Raw genomic sequence first — 17,768 nt, forward strand, 5'->3', positions numbered from 1 at the left:
TAAGAATAATTTTACCCTATAACTAACAAAATAAATAAACATGAAAAAAATTTTCTTAATCTTTATGATTGCTTTTACGGCGCAGGTTTCGCTTGCTCAGGTAAAAAATGTCAAAGGTGTGATTACAGATTCTGATGGATTGCCATTGCCAGGAGCATCAGTTGCAGTAGAAGGAGGTCAAAAGGGGGCTACTACCGATTTTGACGGACTATACGCAATCGAGGTGCAAAAAGGACAGACTTTAGTTTTTACTTATGTAGGTCTTGAAACACAAAAAATAGTTGTAGGTGATGCTGCTACAATTAATGTAAAAATGCTACAAGCGGCTTCTAATGCTTTAAATGAAGTAGTAGTTACTTCATTAGGTATTAAGAAAACAAGAAAATCTTTGACTTACGCCGCTCAGGAACTTAAAGGAGAAGAACTAACACGTGTAAGAGATGCCAACGTTATCAATACAATTGCAGGTAAAATTGCCGGTGTTGCAGTAACAAAAAGTTCTGCTGGTACTGGTGGATCTACAAAAGTGGATATTCGTGGAAGCTCTTCAGCAACAAACAATCAGCCTTTATACGTTATTGATGGTATCCCGATGTTAAACTCTGGATCAGGTCAGCCTAACGATACATTTGGTAGTTTAAATGGTGGTAACCGTGATGGTGGAGATGTTGTGTCTTTAATTAACCCTGATGATTACGAAGGAATGACTGTTCTTAAAGGTGCAGCTGCTTCTGTATTGTATGGATCTCAGGGAGCAAATGGAGTAATTTTACTTTCTTCTAAAAAAGGAAAAGTAGGACAATCAAGTTTTTCAGGTTCGTCTGTAACTACTTTTGAATCGGCTGCTTATTTGCCAAAGTTTCAAAAAGATTATGCTGCAAGAGCAGGAGAAGATGAGTCTTGGGGAGCAAAACAAAGTATAAAAGATCACGTAAAAGACTTTTTTCAAACTGGAGTTACTCAAATTACATCTGTAGGGTATTCTGCAGCTACAGAAAATTCTTCTACAGCATTGACATATGCTAATACTTCAGGATCAGGGATTATTCCAGGAAACGGAATTAAAAGAAATAACTTTGGAATTCGTCAAACTGCTAAGTTTTTTGATAATAAACTTACAGTGGGTGTAAACGGAAATTATACTACACAATCAATTGCAAATAAACCGGTAAATGGTCTTTACTTTAACCCGCTTACAGGTGTTTATTTAATGCCAAGAGGAAATGATTTCGATTTTTATAAAAATAATTACGAAGTTTTTAATCCGACCAGAAATTTAATGGCTCAAAATTGGATGACGAACAGAGATATTATGCAAAACCCATATTGGGCTATTAACAAAAATAAATCTGAAGACACAAACACTTTCTTCAATGGAGCAATATCGGCTTCATACAAAGCGAATGATTGGTTAACAATTGCTTCAAGATATAGTTATAACAGAGTGGACAGCGGATTTGAAAAGAAAATTTTTGCTACTACTCAAGGAACACTTTCTCATGTTAACGGTAGATACATTAGTAATGATGCTGTAAGTACGCAACGTTATGGAGATTTAATTGCTACCATTAATACAAAATTCAGTGATGATTTTTCATTCAATGCTAATATTGGTACAAGTATCACCAATACAGTAACAAATGACAGAACAATTTTAGATTCTGGAATTGGTGCAGGATTAAAAATTACGAACTGGTTTACACTTAATAATTTTGTAAACAATACAGGAAATTACCAAACAATTGACTCAAAAAGAGAAGTACAATCTGTATTTGCAGCTACTACTTTAGGGTATAAAGAAAAACTGTTTTTAGACCTTGCAGCCAGAAATGACTGGTCTTCTACCTTAGTAAATACTAATAAAGGATCTTATTTTTATCCGTCTGTAGGGGTAACAGGTATACTTAGTGAGATATTTACAATGCCGGAGTCTATTAGTTTTGCAAAAGTTCGTGCAACTTATGCTCAGGTTGGTAATGACGTTGCTGCTTTTGTTACTACACCAGTAGATACATATTTGCCAGGTAACAATAGTACTCAGCCTCAGGTTGGATTACAAAGAGGAACTACTTTAAAACCAGAATTGAAATCAGAATATGAATTTGGTACAGAGTGGAGATTTCTTAACAACAGATTTGGTATTGAACTTTCATACTACAATTCAACAACAAAAAATCAATATTTCCAATCTGCTGCTCCAGACGGAAGCCCAGAGGGAGTTAGATTCTATGGTTTCAATGCCGGAAGTATCGAAAATAAAGGTTTTGAAGTTGTATTCAATGCAGGTGTAGTTAAAGGAGAAAAATTCTCTTGGGATTCATCTATAAACTTTTCTCAAAACAAAAATACAGTAAAAGAACTTCCTGCTTCATCTAAAGGAATTGTGAATTTGACTGTTCCTGGAGTTAATAACTACCAATACTCTTTAATTGAAGGAAGACCATTTGGAGTTATTATGGGGAAAAATATCCTAAAAGACGATCAGGGTAGAATTTTATTAGATAAAGATGGTAAAATTCAGGGTACTGAAGGTTTTACTGAAGTTGGAAATTCAAATCCTGATTTTATGTTAGGTTTCTCTAACACTTTCAAAGTAGGTTCTTTCTTTGCAAATGTTTTAATTGATGGACGTTTTGGTGGTAATGTAATGAGTATGACTGAAGCACAAAATGATTTCTTTGGAGTTTCTAAAGCGACAGGTGATGCCAGAAATGCCGGAGGTGTTGCAGTAAATGCAGTTAAACCTGATGGTACTGTGGTAACTAGTATACCAGCTGAAGATTATTATAAAAAAGTGGGAGGTAGAGATGGAATTACAGGTGAGTATGTTTACAAAGCAACAAACGTAAGCGTTAGAGAGATTTCTGTAGGATATACTTTCAACCCTAAAAAACTTCCTGTTTTTCAAACAGCTTCTATTTCATTAATTGCAAGAAACTTATTCTTTATATACAAAGACGCTCCTTTTGATCCAAACATTGCATTAAGTACAGGAGAAGGACTGCAAGGTATTGATATCTATGGTTTACCTTCTACCAGAAGTATTGGTCTTAATTTAAATGTAACTTTCTAAATCAAAAAAAAATGAAATTCAATAACATAAAAAAAACAGCTATCTGTATGTCATTTCTTGCTGCGGTAGGTTGTACAGGTAATTTTGATGAGATTAACACCAATCCAAATGGTTTCAGTAATGATCAACTAAAGGATGATTTTAATGACATCAAAAAAGGATTTGCTCCGATGTTTAACAACATCCAGGTTTTAGGGGATCAGCTGGAATCTCAGTATCAATTACAACAGAACTTAAATGCAGATATTTGGTCAGGTTATATGGCTACTCCAACTCCTTTCAGAGGAGGAAGTAACAATACAACTTATGACTTAATTGATGGATGGAACAATGCTATTTGGACAAATGCTTATCCAACAGTTATGTTCAACGCCTACGATATTGCAAACAAAACAAAAGGGAAATTTGACCATTTTTATGCATTTTCTCTTATCTTGAAAGTAGAAGGAATGCACCGTGTTACGGACATTTTTGGACCTATCATTTATTCTCAATACGGTAAAAATGCACCAATTGCGTATGATTCTCAGGAAGAAGTATACAACCAAATGTTTAGCGAGTTGGACTTTGCTGTAGATGAATTGACAAAAAGAGCAGATGCAGGAGAACCTTTTGTATTTAAAGATGCCGATTTATCTGGTTATGAAGGTAACTATGCTTCTTGGGTAAAATTTGCCAATACATTACGTTTGAGATTAGCAATGCGTATCGTAAAAGTAAAACCTGCTTTAGCAAAAGCTCAGGCTGAAAAAGCGGTAGCACAAAAATTCGGAGTATTTACAGCTAAGAAAGATGCGTTTAGAATTGTATCTCCAACTTTTACAAATCCTATCGCAACCATTAGTGGTTCATGGTTAGACATTAGAATGTCTGCTGATATGGAATCTATTTTAAAAGGATACAACGATCCTAGAATGCCAATTTATTTTGATAAATCAGCTCAATTTTCGGGTCAGTTTAAAGGAATCCGTACTGGTATCAACATTGGAGGAAAAGGAGATCGTGAGCGTTTTTCAGGTATCGGAGAAGTGGTTAGATCAAAAACAATTTACTTAGTAACAACTGCTGAAGCTTATTTCTTAAGAGCAGAAGGAGCTTTAAGAGGTTGGAACATGGGAGGTGATGCTAAATCATTATACGAGGCAGGTATTGGGGCGTCATTTGACCAAAGAGAAGCTTCAGGTATTGCTAAATACTTAATTGATAATACAAGTCTACCTGTAGCATATGTTGATCCTGTTGCTGCTGTAAACAATTCAGCTCCGGTAAATAACATCACTATTGCATGGGATGATGCTGCTACAAATGAGGTGAAATTACAAAGAATTATTACTCAAAAATGGATCGCAGGTTTCCCGGAAGGACAAGAAGCTTGGTCTGATTACAGAAGAACAGGATATCCAAAATTATTCCCTGTAGTAGTAAATAACAGTGGAGGAAAAATTACCACACAATTTGGCCCAAGAAGAATCAACTTTACATCAAATGAATTGTTGAACAATAAAGAAGGTGTAGCTACTGGTGTTGCCAAATTAGGCGGACCGGATAATGGTGGAACCAGACTTTGGTGGGATGTTATTGCTCCAAATTTCTAAAAAAATGAATCCAAGAAGTAAAAGAATTTAAGTTTGGTTAGTAAATGGTATAAGTGACGAGAGTTGCTTATACCATTTCAAAAACCAAAATTGTAATTATTATAAAAAGAAAAGAAATGAAAAGTGCTTTAGAAATAAAACCTGATATCAGCTATAAAAGCGCGGGGAAGTTTGAAGAGACACGATTTGAAAAAATCCACAATGAAATCTTCAGGAATTCTGTAGAAGCTTCGGTAATTGTAGCACAGGAAATCGCGCAATTGATCCGATCGAAACAAGAAAAGAATAAATCTTGCGTATTAGGTTTAGCTACTGGTTCTTCTCCTATAAAAGTTTATGAAGAATTGGTGAGAATGCACAGAGAAGAAGGCTTAAGTTTTAGCAATGTGATCACTTTTAATCTGGATGAATACTATCCGATGAGCAAAGAGAACAATCAGAGCTATCATTATTTCATGCACCAGCATCTTTTTAATCATATTGATATCAGACCTGAGAATGTAAATATTCCTGACGGAACCGTTGCTATTGAAGAACTCAATCAGTATTGCATCGACTACGAAATGAATATTAAAAATGCCGGAGGTCTTGATTTTCAATTATTAGGAATTGGTCGTACAGGTCACGTAGGTTTCAACGAACCGGGATCCCACATCAACTCCGGAACCAGAATCATTACACTTGATCACATTACAAGAGTCGACGCTTCTTCTGATTTTAATGGCATCGACAACGTTCCTAAAAGAGCGATTACGATGGGAGTTTCGACCATCATGAGATCAAAACGAATTGTATTGATGGCCTGGGGACAAAACAAAGCCGATATCATCAAGAGAACTATTCAGGGCGATATCAGTTCAGAAGTTCCGGCTACTTTTTTACAAAATCATGCCAATGCTACATTTGTATTAGACCAGTCAGCAGCTTCAGAATTAACGCGTTTCAAAACGCCATGGTTAGTGGGCGAATGCATCTGGACACAGGAATTAAAAAGCAAAGCGATTGTTTGGTTGTGCCAAAAAACAAAACAGTCTATTTTAAAATTAACAGACAGAGATTACAACAACAACGGAATGTCTGATCTTTTGGCGCAGGAAGGTTCTGCTTACGATTTGAACATCAATATGTTCAACGTTTTGCAGCATACCATCACAGGATGGCCGGGCGGAAAACCCAATACCGACGATTCGCATCGTCCGGAAAGAGCCAATCCGGCAAAAAAACGAGTGATTCTTTTTAGTCCGCATCCCGATGATGATGTGATTTCTATGGGAGGAACTTTTTCAAAATTGATAAAACAAGGTCACGATGTACATGTAGTATATCAAACCTCCGGAAATATAGCGGTTACAGACGACGAGGCATTAAAATTTGCCGAAGTGGCTAAAGATTTTCTTGGCGATGCTGTCTCAGGAATTAACTTTAAAGCTGTAATTGAATTTTTGAATAAAAAATCTGAAAACCAGATTGATTCTTTGGAAGTTCGTAAATTAAAAGGATTGATCCGAAGAAGAGAATCGTACGCGGCAACCAGATACATTGGTTTGAAAGATGAGAACACCCACTTTTTAGATCTGCCGTTTTATGAAACCGGACAGGTGAAGAAAAATCCACTGGGTGCTGAGGACATCGCGATTGTAAAAGATATCATTGCACAAATACAACCCCATCAGGTATTTGCAGCAGGAGATTTGGCTGATCCACATGGTACACATGAAGTTTGTCTGAATGCCATCTTTGCAGCGATGAAAGAACTAAAACCACAAAAGTACATGGACGATTGCTGGTTGTGGCTTTACCGAGGTGCATGGCACGAATGGGACATTCACGAAATCGACATGGCCGTTCCGCTTTCTCCTTCAGAAGTATTGTTAAAACGCCACGCCATTTTGTACCATCAGTCTCAAAAAGACAGGGTAATGTTCCAGGGTAATGACTCCAGAGAATTCTGGGTAAGAGCCGAAGACCGTAACAAAAACACAGCCGTTTTATACGATGAATTAGGATTGGCAGAATACGAAGCTATTGAAGCTTTTAAACGTTTTGATTATTAAAATTTAGGTTATAAGATCCGGGTGAGAGCGGATCGCATTACAAAATTCAGATTGATTTCATGAGGAGTGAGGATTCAATCGAAATCATTCTGAGTTTTGTTTCTTTTATTTATTATTAATGTTGTCTCAGGCAACATCTTTCCAAAAACATTACAAATGAAATATTTATTAGTCCTACTATTTGCGGGTGTGACAGCTAGTGCTCAGGTTCAAAAAGAGCAGCTAAACCTTATGCCTTGGCCTCAAAGTGTTGTTTTAAACGATGGTAACTTTACTTTAACTAAAAATTTTAAAGTAAACATTACCGGAAATCCTAATGCCCGAATTTTTGGAGGAGTAACACGCTTTTTGCGTCGATTGGATGGTAGAACCGGTATTTTTTTCGAACAGGGATTTATTACCAAACTAAATGAAGTTCCCACAGCCGAGCTTCAAATCAATTGTTCCAAGAGCGGAAAAATTGGTTTGTATGAAGACGAAAGCTATCATTTGGAGATCAAACAAAACAAAATTACAATAAATGCAACAAGTGATTTAGGAGCGTTACACGGTCTTGAAACCTTATTGCAAATCATGCAGAATAACAACAACTCTTTTTACTTTCCGGTATCAAAAGTTTCCGATTTTCCGAGATTTACCTGGAGAGGTTTGATGGTCGATGCTGCCAGACATTTTCAGCCGGTAGACGTGATCAAAAGAAATATTGATGCCTTGGCGGCTATGAAAATGAATGTGCTTCACTGGCATTTAGTAGACGATCAAGGGTGGAGAATTGAAATGAAAAAACATCCAAAACTAATTGAAAAAGCTTCGGATGGAATGTATTACACACAAGAGGAAATTAGAAATATCGTAAAATATGCTGATGAGCGCGGTATTTTGATCGTTCCTGAAATAGATGTTCCTGGTCATGCATCTGCAATACTTACGGCTTATCCGGAAATCGGAAGCAAAGTGATTACACTGACAGGAGGAACTTCTGAAAAAAATATTCAGGGAACCGCAATTGCGACCTATGGAATTGAAAGAAATGCGGGTATTTTTTCGCCAACATTAGATCCTTCAAATCCTAAAACCTATCAATTATTAAGTGAACTTTTTGATGAGGTGTGTCCTTTATTTCCAGGCGCTTATTTTCATATCGGAGGAGATGAGAATGAAGGGAAAGACTGGGATTCAAATCCAAAAATTCAGGAATTCAAAAAGAAAAATAATCTGACTACGAATCATGAATTGCAGACCTATTTTACCATGAAACTAATTCCGATGCTTAAAAAACATGGAAAACAGTTAATGGGCTGGGAAGAAATTCTGACCAAGAACATGTCAAAAGATGCCATTATCCATGCGTGGAGAGGCCCTAATGAAGGAGTAGTAGCAGGTCAGTCCTTAATTGAATCAGTAAAAAAAGGCTATAAAACAGTGATGTCCAATGGCTATTATGTCGATTTGTTGTATCCGGTGGCCAGTCATTATTTAAATGATCCAATGCCAAAAGGAGCCAACTTAACTGCCGAAGAAAAAGCAAGAGTATTAGGTGGTGAAGCAACAATGTGGAGCGAACTTGTATCGCCAGCAACAATCGATTCAAGACTTTGGCCAAGAACAGCTGCAATTGCCGAAAGACTTTGGTCGGCTGAAGACATTACAGATTTGGCCAGCATGCGCAAACGTCTTGATGTCGTTTCGTTCAGACTGGAAGAATTAGGAATCACTCACCTTCGCAATAAGGATGTTATTTTAAGAAACATTTCGAACAATCAGAAGATTGATTTCGTAGAAGAATTTACAAACGTTTGCGAGCCTTTAAAAGGGTACAAAAGAAACAAAGGAGGAACGGAATATCAAATGTACTCTCCGCTTACCCTTTTTGCAGATGCCTGTACACCGGATGCCAAAGACTCTTTAGCTTTTGATGCTGCTGTAGCGCAATATTTAGCGAGTAAAACTCCGGAGAATAAAGCAAAGGTAGCAGCATTTTTTAACAAATGGATCGCTGTAAACAAAGGACTGGTTGAATTGAGTGCCAATGCACCACTGATACAGCATATACTACCATTGTCTAAAAAATTGAATGATGCATCGCAGGAATTATTACTTGTTTTAGATAATAAATCAACTTTAAAAGGAGAGGATCTGAAAAATTTAATCGAGCAATGTAACAGTAAAGATCATGCTGATGTTGAGTTATCAGTGTATGAAAGTTTTAAAAAATTAATTTAAAGATTTGTTTGAGTTAGTATTTAGTAAGTTTTTTTACCACGTTATTTAGTAAATTATTGTCTCTGCCAGAGGCTTCTGGCAGAGGTAATTATGGTGATTTAGACGGTCTTTTTAACTTGAAACCAATTCGTAATAAATAAAAAAATAACCATCAAAAATAGTATTAACATTTAAAAACCAAATAAGACGCATAAAACAAAACATGACAAAAAGCAAAGTATTTTAGATTGATGAATCCCAAATTTATCTTCTGTGTTTAAACTAATTTTTTTTAAAATTAAATAAATATCAGTCACTACTATTCACAAATGATTATGGCTAGAATCAGTAATAGTAATATTTATTTTTAGAAGTAATGAATTAAAAATCCAGTGTATCGCGATGTTTTTTATTCGCGCTGTATTGAACCCCGGTTATCGTATTTATTTGCCGCATTTTGGCAGGTAAGGTATTGTAATTGGAATATTTATTTTCTATTAACCAATATTTATTAACTATGAAACATTATTACAGATTACTCTTTTTGTTACTGTTTCCCTTGCTTGCGTCGGCCCAACCAGCCCACGGTAAAAAAGTAGTAGGGTATTATGCGCAATGGGCTATTTACGCCCGGGATTTCAATGTTCCCAAGATAGACGGGAGCAAATTGACCCATTTAAATTATTCTTTTTACGGGACAACTTTTGACCCCGCCCGTCCGGAGAATACTAAATTAAAATGTTTGGATACCTATGCTGATTTTGAGCATACGGAAGGCGGAATTCCATGGGATGCCCCTGTAAAAGGGAACTTTTATGACTTGAAAAAGTTAAAAGAAAAGTATCCTCACTTGAAAATTTTAATCTCTGTTGGAGGCTGGACCAAAGGTCAGGATCTTTCTCCAATTGCCGCAAGTCCGGTGGCAAGAGCTGCTCTGGCTGCAGATATGGCAAACTTCATTGTTACTTATCCGTTTATTGACGGATTCGACATCGACTGGGAATATCCTGTAAAAGGAGGAACAGACGGTACCGAAATAGTCAACGGATCTCCGGTACCTGCACAGAAACATCACCCGGATGATAATAAAAACTTAGTGTTTTTGTTAAAAGCGATGCGTCAGGCTATGCCTAATAAATTAATTACCATTGCAGCGGGAAATAACGTTAGAGATGTTAAAATTCAATACGTAGGACCTAATACCAAAGCGCAATACGGAATGACCGACGATATTTCGACTTATTGTGATTATATTACCTATTTCGGATATGATTTTGGCGGTAACTGGTACGATAAAACCTGCTATAATGCTCCTTTGTATGCCAGTGGAAACCCAAATGATCCGCTTTATGGTGCTACACAATCTGAATCATTGGATGAACTAACCAATCAGTATCTTAATGTGATCGGTTTTCCTCCTAGTAAACTAATTATGGGATTGCCATTTTATGGTAAAATATTCAAAAATGTAGCGGTTAACTCCACTAATGGATTGTTTGTGGCTGCACCAAGAAATACATCACCGGGCTGTACGAATCCGCAACCGCCTGCAGGAACCTGGGATGGCGCCGGGGCATGTGAGCGATCCGGAAGTATCGAGATTTGCGACTTAGTGGGTAATCCGGTTACCAATCCGCATCCTTATTTGGATCCGAATACGATGATGGTGACACCAACAGCGGCTGCTGCAGGTTGGGTTAGATATTTTGACAATACCACAAAAGTTCCTTACTTATATAACAATACTACCAAGGAGTTTATCACGTATGAAGATAAACAATCAATGGATCTTAAAGTACAATACATTAAGTCCAGAAGTCTTGGAGGAGGTATGATTTGGGAAGTTTCTCAGGATACCAGAGGTAGTATTCCAAATTCGTTATTGACTCAAGTGGATACTTCATTTGGAAGTATTTTGCCGGAAACGGTTAGCATTGGAGGTTCTGTGAAAAATGGAACTGCTTTGGTAACAAACGTTACTGTGGAGGTTAAAAACGCAAGTAATGTAGTTTTACAAAGTGTAGTGTCTCCAACAGGTAATTTTACATTCTATAACTTACCTAAAAATCAGAATTATACGCTTACAGCAACAAAAGCGGCTTATAATTTTACAGCAGTTAGTTTAACAAACGTTGCTGCTGATCAAACCGGAGTTGTGATCCAGGGAACACAACCTTTGTACACGGTAAGCGGAACCGTTTTAACTAATGCCACACCAGCTGCGCCAGTTTCAGGAGTTACGGTTACAGCCACTTCAGGTACAACAGTTTTAACTGCTGTTTCTAATGCAAGTGGGGTGTACAGTGTTACAGGTTTAACAGCAGGACTTGACTTTACCGTTACAGCTGCCAAAACTGGTTTTCCATACACACCTGCTTCAACAGTATACACTGCAATAGACAGTAATAAAACGTTGAACTTTACACAAGGTGCTCCAATTGTATACTATACCGTTAGCGGTACTATTTTAAACGGAACCACTGCGGCTTCAGGAGTTACTGTTACCGCAACTTCTGCGGGAGCGCCTGTTTCTGCAACTTCCAATGCAAGCGGTTTTTACACATTAAGTCTGCCATCTGGTGCAAATTATACAGTAACGGCTGCCGCTGCTGGAAAAACCTATACTCCGGCTTCAACAGTTTATAATAATTTAATAGCCGATAAAACTTTAAATTTTACTGAATTTAATGTTGGAACAAATAAAATCAGCGGAACCGTTAAAAATGGTTCAGTTCCGGTTTCAGGAGCGAAAGTTGAATTGATTGTGCCATGGACGGATAACGCACATGGATGGAAAAGCGTTATCGCGACAACTGATGCTCAGGGAAATTACAGCTTTGCTAATTCAGTGATAGACGGTTATGCCATCATATCAAGTTTGAAATTGAATAGCTGGCAGAATAACGAGGTGGTTTATTTACCATCTAATCTGGCCAACTTTGCAGTTCCTTCAACGCCTACAGTTTATAACTTCAATACAACTGCTACTGCAAGAACGTCGTCTTATACGATGAACGGCAGAGTTTTAAACGGAACCAATCCGGTATCGGGTGCTGTAGTTTCGGCAGTTTCGGGAACAACAACTTTAACTGCTGTGACCGATTCAAATGGAGCTTATTCTTTTGCAAACCTGGCTTCAGGAGCAGATTATAAAGTAACAGCTGCCAAAACAAATCTAACGTTTGCTCCGGTATCAGCAGTTTCAACAACGGCTTCCGGTGCTAAAACACTTGATTTTGCACAAAATTTGGCCAGTACAAATCTAATTAGCGGAACCGTTAAAAATGGTTCAGTTCCGGTTTCAGGAGCGAAAGTAGAATTAGTTGTGCCTTGGACCGATAATACACACGGATGGAAAAGTGTTATCGCAACAACAGATGCTCAGGGGAACTTTAGCTATGACAATTCGGTTGTAGCAGGTTATGCACAAGTTTTAAGTTTAAAATTGAACGGATGGGAGAATAACGGAACGAATTATTACCCAAACAATCTGGTAAATTTTGCGATGCCAACGACACCGCAGGTTTATAACTTTAATACTCAAGCGACAGTTGTAACTAAACCAGTGGTTACCATTACAGCGCCAACAACTCCGACGATTGCTATAAATTTAGGATCCGCAATTAATTTTGTGGCTAGTGTTGGATTAAGTGCTACAGATGCTACTACAATCTCATCAGTTGCCTTTAGTATAAATGGACAAAGCCTGAGTGCTACCAATTCTTCAGGAACTTATACCGCGACTTGGACACCGGTAGCCAATCAGTTTTCGCTTAGTCATACCTTAACGGTTACGGCTACTGCGTCAAACGGTACAACAGATACAAAAACATATAATTTTGTATTAAACTGTTCAGGTGCCAACTGCCCGAATACATTGCCTGTAGTTACCTGGAATTCACCATCGAATACTACTATAACTCAGCCTACTTTCCAGGTTGTGCCAATTTCGGTTACAGCTGTTGATAGTGACGGATCGGTTTCAGGTGTAACGATTACAATAAATGGAGGGACATTCAACATGACAGCAGGTACAAATAATACCTATACGTATAATTTTACACCAGCTGCTTATCAGGATTATCCGATTGTAATCAAAGCGACCGATAATAAATTAGGGGTAACTACATTAAACAATACCATTAAAATTACTTCGGTAAGTACTAGATTCGTTCCGCTTCCAGCAGGTAAAATTATTTTAGGATATGCACACTCCTGGGAAAATGGTTCTGCTCCATTTTTATATTTTTCTCAAATCGTGGGAAGTAAATTTAACGTAGTGGATTATGCTTTCGTAGAAACCGTTAACCGTGATGGTTATACGCCGGTATTAACTACAAATGATACCAGATATTTGACCAATGGAGTTTTCAATAAGCAACTATTGAAAAATGATATTAAATCCTTAAGAGATAGCGGAGTTCCTGTTATTGTTTCTATTGGAGGTCAAAATGGTCATGTTGTTTTGGAGAATGTAAATCAAAAAAACATTTTTGTTAATGGTCTGAAAGCAATTATTGACGAGTATCAATTTGATGGAGTTGATATTGATTTTGAAGGCGGATCGATGAATTTTAGTGCAGGAGGTTTAAGAGATATTTCGTATGCGGGTATTTCTGCTTATCCAAGATTGAAAAACGTAGTAGATGCTTTCAAAGAATTAAAAGCGCACTATGGTCCTGGGTTTTTATTAACTGCAGCTCCTGAAACACAATACGTACAAGGAGGATATTCTACCTATAATGATACTTTTGGTTCGTTCCTGCCAATCATTCAAAACTTACGTAATGAATTGGATTTGTTAGCGGTACAATTGTATAACACAGGAGGAGAAAACGGATTAGATGGTCAGTACTATGGTTCAGCTAAGAGAGCAAACATGGTAACAGCTCTAACAGATATGGTAATAAAAGGACATACCATTGGTACTACAGGAATGCGTTATGATGGTTTACCAGCCTCAAAAGTTCTTATCGCATTACCAGCTTGTCCAAGTGCAGCAGGTAGTGGTTTTATAACGCCAGCTGAAGGAATTAATGCGATGCATTATTTAAGAACCGGAACCACTTTTTCAGGAAGAACTTACACCATGCAGCCAGGCGGACCTTATCCTTCTTTAAGAGGTCTAATGACTTGGTCTGTAAACTGGGATTTCTCTTCTTGTGGTAATTCAGCTGAATTGTCTAAAGCGTATGCAGCTTATTTTGCAGGACTGACCGCCGCAAGAGCATTGCCTGAAGGAATCGAAACGAAAAGCAGTACAGTCGCTTATTTTAAAAACGATGCATTAGCCGTTTCCAGTGAAACTGGAGATATCGCTCAGGTAGAGGTTTTCAATACTATTGGACAACCATTAGTACGTCATAGAAACATTCAGAATAATAAAGAAGTACTGCTTCAGGATGTAAACTTTTCGAGCAAACAATTGTTTATCGTTGTAGTAACAGACAAAGCAGGAAATAAAAAATCATTCAAAGTAATGAACTTTTTGAACTAAAGGACAGTACTGAAGAATGAAAAATACAGAAATAGAATATTGGAATGGTTAAAATTGAGTTTGGTTATTTATTTTTTAATCTAAGTTTTATTTCGAATAAATGCATCGAATTCAGGTGATTTGTTATTTGGTTTTCACCTGAAGGAGAGCATTATGAACCTGACAGTTTTTGCTGTCAGGTTTTTTTTTTGTTAAGAATGATTTAATGGTAATGTTGCGATAAAGAACACTGATAAAACGGATTTTAGAAAATCAATGTAAATTCGCGTTTTCGTGAAACGAATGGGGTTCCTCCGCGTTAAAACCTTTAAAAAAAAACTTTGCGAACATTACGAGAACCTTGCGTCTTTGCGGTAAAACAAAACTTTTACTACTTTTGAAATCAAATACAATTATCTCACAATCCATGCAGAAATTTATCAGCCTCATTATACTTCTTCTCTTTTTCACCATAAGTACTGCTCAGAATAGATTCGGAAATCCGGAAGTTGATACCAATCAGATTCAGAAGAATTTCAGCGATTGGTCAAATTACCAGGGCAAAAACATTATGCTTTCAAGAGATTTCACAGCACTGGATCTTCAGTCCAAAGAAATTTCAAAAGAATCTTTTCTGGACCAATTGGCCAATGGAAATTGTATTCCAATTCGATTAAAATCAGAAGATTCCAAATACTATTATCAATTATTCGAAATTGAAGCTGGTTCCGATACCAGCATTAAAGCGACCATCAATCAGATTGGTTTTGATGCGCTTAAAAATTACAAAATGGAAGGGACTCCATTCCCAAAGTTTTTGTTTAAAGACCTCAATGGAAAACTGGTTTCAAATGAGTCGATGAAAGGAAAAATAATCGTTATAAAATGCTGGTACATCCATTGTACTCCTTGTATACGCGAATTTCCACAGGTGAATCGTCTGGCAGAAGAATACAAAAATCGAAAAGACATCGTTTTCATGAGTCTGGCCGAAGATGCTCCCGAAAAACTTAAATTGTTTCTGGCCAGGAGACCTTTAGCCTATTCGGTAATTCCAAACATGAAAGTATATATGAATGAAGCTTTACAACTGAATTCATTTCCAACTCATTTTATTTTAAACAAAGAGGGGATGATTGCTAAAGTGCTTCCTAATTTTGAGAGTTTGGAGGTTGCTTTGAGGAAAGTAAGTGAGATGTGATTTGTAAAATGTAAAATGTAGGCTGTGAAATGTTAGATGTTAGATGTGAAAACTTAGTATGTTTAACGAATTGACCTATTTCACAATTAACATCTCACATTTTACAAATAACATCTCACAATAAACTTAGGGCCTTTACATCTTTGCAACTCTGAACCTTTTTTCATACTTTTGCACAAAATTAATTAAAAAGACATTCATGTTAACAGTCAATAATTTATCAGTTCAATTTGGCAAACGAATTTTGTTTGACGAAGTAAATACTACTTTCACTCATGGGAATATTTATGGAGTTATTGGAGCCAACGGTGCTGGAAAATCTACTTTTCTAAAAATCATCTCAGGTGATATCGATCCAACTTCGGGGCACATTCATTTGGAACCGGGAAAACGTATGTCGGTTTTGAACCAGAATCACAACATGTTCGATGAGCATACCGTTTTGGAAACTGTTTTGATGGGAAATAAAGTTTTGTATGCTGTTAAGAAAGAAATGGATGAACTTTATCTGGATTACAACGATAAAAACGCAGACAGAATTGGAGAACTTCAGGTTCAGTTTGAAGAAATGAACGGATGGAATGCAGATTCTGACGCTGCTTCGATGTTGTCTAACCTGGGAATTAACGAAGAGCATCATTACACTTTAATGGGTGACTTAGAGGGAAAAATTAAAGTACGTGTGCTTTTGGCGCAGGCGCTTTTTGGAAACCCGGACTTGCTTATCATGGATGAGCCTACCAACGACTTGGATTTTGAAACCATCGCTTGGCTAGAGAACTTCCTGGCAAATTATGAAAATACTGTAATTGTAGTATCTCACGACCGTCACTTTTTAGATGCGGTTTGTACACATATTTCGGATATTGATTTTGGAAAAATTAATCACTATTCAGGAAACTATACTTTCTGGTACGAGTCAAGCCAATTAGCGGCGAAACAACGTGCACAGCAAAACAAAAAAGCAGAAGAGAAGAAACAAGAACTTGAGGAATTTATTCGTCGTTTTAGTGCGAACGTTGCAAAATCCAAACAAGCTACTTCTCGTAAAAAAATGATTTCGAAGCTGAACATTTCAGAAATTAAACCTTCAAGCCGTCGTTATCCGGCGATCATTTTTGATCAGGATCGCGAAGCAGGAGATCAGATTTTGAATGTTGAAGGATTAGCAGCTTCGATCGAGGGAGATCTTTTGTTTAAAGATGTAGATTTGAATATGGCAAAAGGCGATAAAATCGTTCTTTTCTCTAAAGATTCACGTGCTACAACAGCTTTCTACCAAATTTTGAACAACCAGCAAAATGCAGATGCCGGAACTTTCGACTGGGGTATTACAACCAATCAGGCTTATTTACCGGCTGAGAATCATTCTTTCTTTGAAAATGATTTGACTTTGGTAGACTGGTTACGTCAATACGCAAAAACAGAAGAAGAGCGTGATGAGGTTTTTATTAGAGGATTCTTAGGGAAAATGATTTTCTCAGGAGAAGAGGCACTAAAAACAAGCCGTGTATTATCAGGAGGAGAAAAAGTACGTTGTATGTTGTCCCGAATGATGATGGAAAGAGCCAACATCTTAATGCTTGACGAACCAACCAATCACTTGGATTTGGAGTCGATCACCGCTTTCAACAACTCATTGAAAAATTTTAAAGGTTCCGTGATTTTTACTACACATGACCACGAGTTTGCACAAACCGTTGGTAACAGAGTAGTAGAATTAACACCAAACGGAGCGATAGACCGTTACATGACATTTGACGAATACCTGGACGATGAAAAAATTCAGGAATTAAGAAAGAAAATGTACAATTTGTAATTTTATAATTTATAATAAGAGAGATCCCGTTCGCAATGCGAACGGGATTTTTTTTGGCTATTTTTTACCGAACACTTTTGCGAAAATGAATATAAGTATCGCAATAATAAAGATAACGATAAATATTCCAACACCCATTCCGGCTTTAAAAATGCCCTCGATAACTTCACAGCTGGTAAATGAAAATAGTATCACGAATACCATTAACAAACGTTTAAGTATATTTTGCATGACTTTGAGTTTTTAAGAATCTGTTATTCTAATTGATATAGCTTAAAATTACACCAAAAAATAAAAAAGATCTTACATAATTTGATGGTAAAGTTCTATGATTTAGATCAAAACCAA

At 37.0% G+C, this 17,768-nt stretch carries 8 protein-coding genes; 7 read left to right on the forward strand and 1 reads right to left on the reverse strand.

The genetic code is table 11. The annotated features are described in order from the left end of the window. The first annotated feature begins 40 nt into the window (after nucleotides 1–40). The 7 genes from ACN1CN_RS13230 to ACN1CN_RS13260 all read left to right on the forward strand — a co-directional run bounded on the left by ACN1CN_RS13230 (nucleotide 41) and on the right by ACN1CN_RS13260 (nucleotide 17,420). The gene (locus ACN1CN_RS13230) at nucleotides 41–3,073 is read left to right on the forward strand and encodes a SusC/RagA family TonB-linked outer membrane protein (protein WP_291287138.1); all 3,033 of its coding nucleotides are present in this window, start codon (nucleotides 41–43) and stop codon (nucleotides 3,071–3,073) included. 11 nt (nucleotides 3,074–3,084) lie between these two features. Continuing rightward, nucleotides 3,085–4,668 (forward strand): RagB/SusD family nutrient uptake outer membrane protein, encoded by a 1,584-nt coding sequence (locus tag ACN1CN_RS13235; protein ID WP_291287139.1) that lies wholly within the window; start codon nucleotides 3,085–3,087, stop codon nucleotides 4,666–4,668. Between the two features lie 116 nt (nucleotides 4,669–4,784). Further along, entirely contained in the window at nucleotides 4,785–6,722 is a 1,938-nt protein-coding gene (nagB, locus tag ACN1CN_RS13240) for a glucosamine-6-phosphate deaminase (protein WP_419135999.1), read from the forward strand. A 156-nt stretch (nucleotides 6,723–6,878) separates the two neighbouring features. Next, nucleotides 6,879–8,945 (forward strand): beta-N-acetylhexosaminidase, encoded by a 2,067-nt coding sequence (locus ACN1CN_RS13245; RefSeq protein ID WP_419136000.1) that lies wholly within the window; start codon nucleotides 6,879–6,881, stop codon nucleotides 8,943–8,945. Between the two features lie 496 nt (nucleotides 8,946–9,441). Then, nucleotides 9,442–14,421, forward strand: coding sequence for a T9SS-translocated chitinase ChiA (gene chiA / locus ACN1CN_RS13250; RefSeq protein WP_419136001.1), 4,980 nt, complete (start codon nucleotides 9,442–9,444; stop codon nucleotides 14,419–14,421). Nucleotides 14,422–14,797: 376 nt separating this feature from the next. Further along, entirely contained in the window at nucleotides 14,798–15,601 is an 804-nt protein-coding gene (locus ACN1CN_RS13255) for a TlpA family protein disulfide reductase (RefSeq protein ID WP_419136002.1), read from the forward strand. Nucleotides 15,602–15,800: 199 nt separating this feature from the next. After that, nucleotides 15,801–17,420, forward strand: a complete 1,620-nt coding sequence (locus ACN1CN_RS13260) for an ABC-F family ATP-binding cassette domain-containing protein (RefSeq protein ID WP_264524570.1) — start codon at nucleotides 15,801–15,803, stop codon at nucleotides 17,418–17,420. A 57-nt stretch (nucleotides 17,421–17,477) separates the two neighbouring features. Here ACN1CN_RS13260 and ACN1CN_RS13265 read toward each other — a convergent pair whose 3' ends face one another. Further along, nucleotides 17,478–17,651 carry a hypothetical protein gene (locus ACN1CN_RS13265; protein ID WP_419136003.1) on the reverse strand — a complete coding sequence of 58 codons (174 nt, stop codon included), beginning with the start codon at nucleotides 17,649–17,651 and terminating at the stop codon, nucleotides 17,478–17,480. Nucleotides 17,652–17,768 lie beyond the last annotated feature (117 nt).

The sequence above is a fragment of the Flavobacterium sp. T12S277 genome, assembly GCF_048514875.1.
Classification (GTDB): domain Bacteria; phylum Bacteroidota; class Bacteroidia; order Flavobacteriales; family Flavobacteriaceae; genus Flavobacterium.

Excerpts from the sequence above, each read along its gene's own strand:
- ACN1CN_RS13230 (WP_291287138.1), top strand. The coding sequence starts at position 41 with ATGAAAAAAATTTTCTTAATCTTTATGATTGCTTTTACGGCGCAGGTT.
- ACN1CN_RS13235 (WP_291287139.1), top strand. The coding sequence starts at position 3,085 with ATGAAATTCAATAACATAAAAAAAACAGCTATCTGTATGTCATTTCTT.
- nagB (WP_419135999.1), top strand. The coding sequence starts at position 4,785 with ATGAAAAGTGCTTTAGAAATAAAACCTGATATCAGCTATAAAAGCGCG.
- ACN1CN_RS13245 (WP_419136000.1), top strand. The coding sequence starts at position 6,879 with ATGAAATATTTATTAGTCCTACTATTTGCGGGTGTGACAGCTAGTGCT.
- chiA (WP_419136001.1), top strand. The coding sequence starts at position 9,442 with ATGAAACATTATTACAGATTACTCTTTTTGTTACTGTTTCCCTTGCTT.
- ACN1CN_RS13260 (WP_264524570.1), top strand. The coding sequence starts at position 15,801 with ATGTTAACAGTCAATAATTTATCAGTTCAATTTGGCAAACGAATTTTG.
- ACN1CN_RS13265 (WP_419136003.1), bottom strand. The coding sequence starts at position 17,651 with ATGCAAAATATACTTAAACGTTTGTTAATGGTATTCGTGATACTATTT.